The organism is Hydrogenovibrio sp. (assembly GCF_049975065.1).
Lineage (GTDB): Bacteria > Pseudomonadota > Gammaproteobacteria > Thiomicrospirales > Thiomicrospiraceae > Hydrogenovibrio.
In genome coordinates, this window is sequence record NZ_JBNGDN010000121.1 from 1 (window position 1) to 4,468 (window position 4,468).

At 48.9% G+C, this 4,468-nt stretch carries 8 protein-coding genes; all 8 read right to left on the reverse strand.

Annotation, left to right across the window (positions count from 1 at the left end; all coding sequences use genetic code 11):
* Window positions 1-82: 82 nt before the first annotated feature.
* The gene (locus ACP5D0_RS10070) at window positions 83-433 is read right to left on the reverse strand and encodes a type II toxin-antitoxin system PemK/MazF family toxin (RefSeq protein ID WP_472365658.1); all 351 of its coding nucleotides are present in this window, start codon (window positions 431-433) and stop codon (window positions 83-85) included.
* A complete protein-coding gene (locus ACP5D0_RS10075) occupies window positions 430-726 on the reverse strand; it encodes a hypothetical protein (protein WP_472365660.1) in 297 nt (98 codons plus the stop codon). The genes ACP5D0_RS10070 and ACP5D0_RS10075 overlap by 4 nt, the downstream gene beginning before the upstream one ends.
* A 344-nt stretch (window positions 727-1,070) precedes the next feature.
* The gene (locus ACP5D0_RS10080) at window positions 1,071-1,280 is read right to left on the reverse strand and encodes a hypothetical protein (RefSeq protein ID WP_472365662.1); all 210 of its coding nucleotides are present in this window, start codon (window positions 1,278-1,280) and stop codon (window positions 1,071-1,073) included.
* On the reverse strand, window positions 1,277-1,909 hold the full coding sequence (parA, locus tag ACP5D0_RS10085; protein WP_472365663.1) for a ParA family partition ATPase: 633 nt from the start codon (window positions 1,907-1,909) through the stop codon (window positions 1,277-1,279). The genes ACP5D0_RS10080 and parA overlap by 4 nt, the downstream gene beginning before the upstream one ends.
* Before the next feature lie 318 nt (window positions 1,910-2,227).
* Window positions 2,228-2,527 carry a hypothetical protein gene (locus tag ACP5D0_RS10090; protein ID WP_472365665.1) on the reverse strand — a complete coding sequence of 100 codons (300 nt, stop codon included), beginning with the start codon at window positions 2,525-2,527 and terminating at the stop codon, window positions 2,228-2,230.
* Between the two features lie 33 nt (window positions 2,528-2,560).
* Window positions 2,561-3,082: a DUF6622 family protein gene (locus ACP5D0_RS10095; protein WP_472365667.1), complete on the reverse strand. Its 522-nt coding sequence runs from the start codon at window positions 3,080-3,082 to the stop codon at window positions 2,561-2,563.
* A gap of 280 nt (window positions 3,083-3,362) precedes the next feature.
* Entirely contained in the window at window positions 3,363-3,938 is a 576-nt protein-coding gene (locus tag ACP5D0_RS10100) for a disulfide bond formation protein B (RefSeq protein WP_472365669.1), read from the reverse strand.
* Between the two features lie 37 nt (window positions 3,939-3,975).
* Window positions 3,976-4,134, reverse strand: coding sequence for a DUF5993 family protein (locus tag ACP5D0_RS10105; protein ID WP_472365668.1), 159 nt, complete (start codon window positions 4,132-4,134; stop codon window positions 3,976-3,978).
* Window positions 4,135-4,468 lie beyond the last annotated feature (334 nt).

Below are 4,468 nucleotides of genomic sequence, written 5' to 3' on the forward strand. Positions count from 1 at the left end.
GTCTTACCCAGAATTAAAGGGTAGCGTCCCCTTTTTTCAGTCCATTTCCTCGACCCCAGTTATTATGCTTTTTGGGTGTTTTCTACGGACTGACCCCTAGCATGAGGCAGAGTTTGGATTCTATTTGCTGTAATTCATGTTGGCTTAAGCGAGTGAGCACTTGTGCGTCAATTCGGCCAGCATCGATCGCACGAGCTTGTTCTAGCACGACATAAGAGGTTTTTAGTAGATTATCTCGCGGGGCTATGTCTACTCGTAAAGCACTTAACTCGCTGCGATATTGGGTGCTTAAAGGCACTATAAACAAAACGGGCAACCCGGCTTCTATCAAGCGTGTTTGTGTGAGCACCACTACTGGGCGCAATTTGCCGATTTCCTGGCCTTGGCTTGGGTTGAGCTTGGCCACCACGACGTCGCCGCGTTTTAAGTTCATCGCCACCAACCTTGTTGATCGTCTGCATTGGCAGGGTCTAATCCGCTGAGTTCAGCGTTATCAAAGTCAAATTCTTGGGTGAGTGAGGCCACTTCTGGCCCAATCATTGGGTTTTGATGCATGGCTTCGGCCGCTTTAATCATATCTTTCAACTGCAACTCTTGCTGTACTTGCTTGGCATAACTTTCAAGGGCATTTCTGGCAAAGTCTGATAAGGATATTTGTTGTTGCGCAGCCAGCGTTCTAATTTGTTGATCCAGACTGTCTTGTAATCTTAAGGTTAAAGCACTCATGGGATCCTCCAAAGCATGATGAAAAGACCTATAAGATTGTATCACAATTCGTAATACACCTGAATTTCCATACAAGAAAAGGAAGAAAAAGCAGACGCGACCCTTTTCAAGAAACAAGCGGGGTTAAGTGGGGTTAAGTTGTCCCATTTTCGGAATATTAACAAAACGACCAGGCCTGGCCGTTCTGCTGTTGTGCGTGCAGCATTCTTGGAGTGTCTTGCTGGAAGCGAAATGTTATTCAAAAATTAAAGGGTAGCGTCCCCTTTTTATCCAAAATTAGATACCGTTCTTTTTATCGCAAATTACCAGGCCTGGTGAAACTATCCATATCGGTTTTTCCGAGTTCAATCCGGCCAGACACGTTTTGAAATCATGGGCTTAACCTGTTCTGTTGATTCCTCTTTTGAAGCTTGTTTTTTGGCGGCCGGCTTGGCGGGTGGTTTCTGACGCGATGGCGTTGCGGTGGTTTGGCTGGCGGGTTTTTCCTGCGTGGTTTTGGCACGGCGCAGACTGTCGGTTAACTTGGACGCGGTGGTATTGGTTTTTGTGGTCATAAAACCTCCTGAATAATGTCGTCGATTTCGTTGGCGGCCATTTCGCCACGCTTGCCCATGCAATAGACACTGAGTCCATCGATCGCCGCGTTGCGATAAACGGCGCGACGACGCAGGCCGCTTTTCAGGGCGGGAATATCGAACTCTCGCAAGGCTTCTTTCATGGCGGTGGACAAGGCACTGCGAGGTTCCAACTGGTTGATGACGAGATACGGCTGTAATAATCGATTGCGCATCTTGGCTTGTTCGATGGCGTCGGCAATGCGAAGGCTGGCCCATAAATCCACCGGCGACGGCAACACAGGAATCAGCAACGTTTGTGACACCTTCAGTGCGGCCTGCATGACACCGGTTTCCAGCGTGGGCGGGCAATCAATGACAATAAAATCGTAATCGTTTGCAAAGCGTTCCACTTCGTTGACCAAATGGCCGGCTACGGCGATGACGGAAACCGGAAAGGGTTTGTCTTCGTCCGACAGCCGGCACCACTGAGTGGCCGAACCTTGCGGGTCGGCATCAATCAGCAACACTCGACCGTGATTGACCAGGCCTGCAGCCAGATTCATGCTTAACGTGGTTTTGGTGCCGCCCTTCTGGTTAGCCACCGCGATTATTCGTGCCGATGTCATGCTTGTGCTGAGTCCTTTGAAAATCTTCAATGCAAACCTTGGGCGATAAAAGGTGGCCCCCTAAAAAATGGGGGCTGTCCGCCTGATCTTGGTATGGCTATCGGCGGACACTCAGCCAATTCCCCCCAGGCCTGGTGGTTTTGATGCAAACATTAAGTGTTACAGATAGGGTCCAGCAAAAGTGTGTTTTTGCATTCGGATATGCAATTAATGGCGTGGAAAATTGAGCCAACATCCTATGCAAAACCCTGCAACACAGGGTGTCCAAGATGTCGTGACTCAGTTGGGTTTAATGTCGGTGTTCGGCGGGTTTAGGCGCTACATTAGGTGTTCCGTGATGAGCGTTTGCATGAAATTTTGATCAAATCCGTCATTCGAAATGTCGTCTATCCAGCAGGGATTGGGGTCGTAGCCTTCGTATAAAGCAAAACCGACTTTATATTCATCGCCGAAGCGGGCAAACATAAACACGAATTTATGGTTGTTTTCGGCGTTCTTCATACTGCAGGAATTGTTTTCAGCCACATCAAAGGTGATGGACGCCTCCGGGTGCTCGGCTAAATAGCGTTCAATTTCCGAGGACACCAACTGGTGTGGGTCTTCGTGGGTTTGGATCATCAATCGTCTCCGTTCAATATTAGCCAGGCCTGGTTAAACCAAGGGCGTGCCGTGCCCTTCTGTTTTGCGATAGTGATAAGCATAGCCCAGCAGCTTGCCGATAAACAAGCCTGCCAACAGCATGCTGGCGATAATCACAAAGGTTTCAAAGCCGCCTTGCTGCATCAAGGTGGGATCAACGGCTTCTTCATAGCCGATGTAATATTTGGTGGCAAACACGCCAATAATCAACAGCAAGGTGCTGACGCCGCCGGGCATTTTGTAAACAAGGTGTTCTTTATCCACTTCGATGGGCGTGCGAACGGTCATGAAATAACCGCCCAGCAAACCCACAACCGCGCTGGACGACAGTAGGACAATATTCAACCCGTTCAGTTGGATTTGCGTAAACAGCGTATCCAATGAAATCGCTGACACCACCAGCGGCACGATAATGAGCTTTTTCAACGGCACCACCCTTGTTTTGAGTGAGCGGACGCCTTTGTAAAAGATAAAGACAAATAGAAGATAGACCCACCAAGGGGTGTGTGTCAGTGCTTGAATAATGGTTTCCATAGTTACCCCTATTTCGTTCAATTCTAATCCGAAAAATTCATAAATTAGACACCCTTTCGCTTGCCGCTTGGTTTCCGCCTAATCGCCACTCGACGCATCGGTTGAAAACCTTTGAGACGACCAACCCGAATATTTCACAGATTTGCAGCGAGCTTGCTTGTTCCTTGATTCCACAAAAAATATTTTTTCTCGGCTCTGCCGCCGAGAAACCAATGCTCTGCGCTATCTCAGCACAAATTCATGAATCGAAGAACCGAAGGTAAGCATTCGGGCTAAGACTTTAGGACGAAAGCCATTTGTAGTTTTTGGGGTCATCCGGGCATTCCTGCAACCCGCATTCCAGCAGAATCGTCACCACATCGGCCAGCAGCATCAGCGCAAGCAGCAAAAACGCCAAGGTGCTGAAGCGCTTAAAGGCGCTTGAAACCGAAACCGCGCTGTCATTTACGGTTGAGCGGTATTGTTCAGCGTAACTCATGACAATCGCGATGTAGACAATGGCAATCACCGCCACCACAAACACCCAGGTGTACATGTGCATCCCCAACACGGCGGAGCCAAAACCCTCTGAATCATTAATGTGCAAACTGACCTGACGCAGCGCAATCATGCCGGTCAAGACCGCAGCCAGCAACGACAGCGCATAATGCCCAGGGTGGGCACCGTAACGCAAATTCAGCAAAAAGCCAAAGGCAATGGCCAACAGCCCCATGCGTTGTAACAGACACAGCGGGCAAGGCAATTCATTCAGCACCAGTTGATAATAAAAAGCGGCGGCAATAATCAGGCAAATGCCAATGATTTCAACCCCGCTTTTCCACCTGAAAAACCACTCTAGTCCAGCCGTTAAAGACATCTGAGAAGACGATGATGACATAACCCTCAAGCTCCTGTTATAAATGCAGACCGAGCGAATCGGTGGCGTGATGTAAGAATACGGCGAATGCCACCGCCAAGAAGACCACAAACAGCGCAATACCCGCCTTGCGGTGGTACCAAGCGGTGAGAGTGGCCACCAATAACAGCGTGAAAGCGATTAAAATCCCAGGCATAAATGTCCCCTTTTAATTGTTTTGCATGGATTACAGCCAACGCTTTAGTAACAACGTGCGGCTCTTGATGATGGCACTCAGCGTATCGTTGGCATCAGTAAAACACAAATCGCCCAGGCCTGGGCGATTTGTTGCAGCCTCGATGATTTCATTTCCTCTGACACCATGCAACAACTTAGTCGGTGCTGAGGCCTGAAAAATTAGAAATCATACGGTCAAAAGGTCATACGGACATTTGGGCTTCACTCTTTGGTTTCGGTGTTATCCGCTTTGTGACCCGCTTTCAAGGCTTTTTCCGCGGCTTTTCGTTCTTCCATCCAAGCGCGTTGGTCGA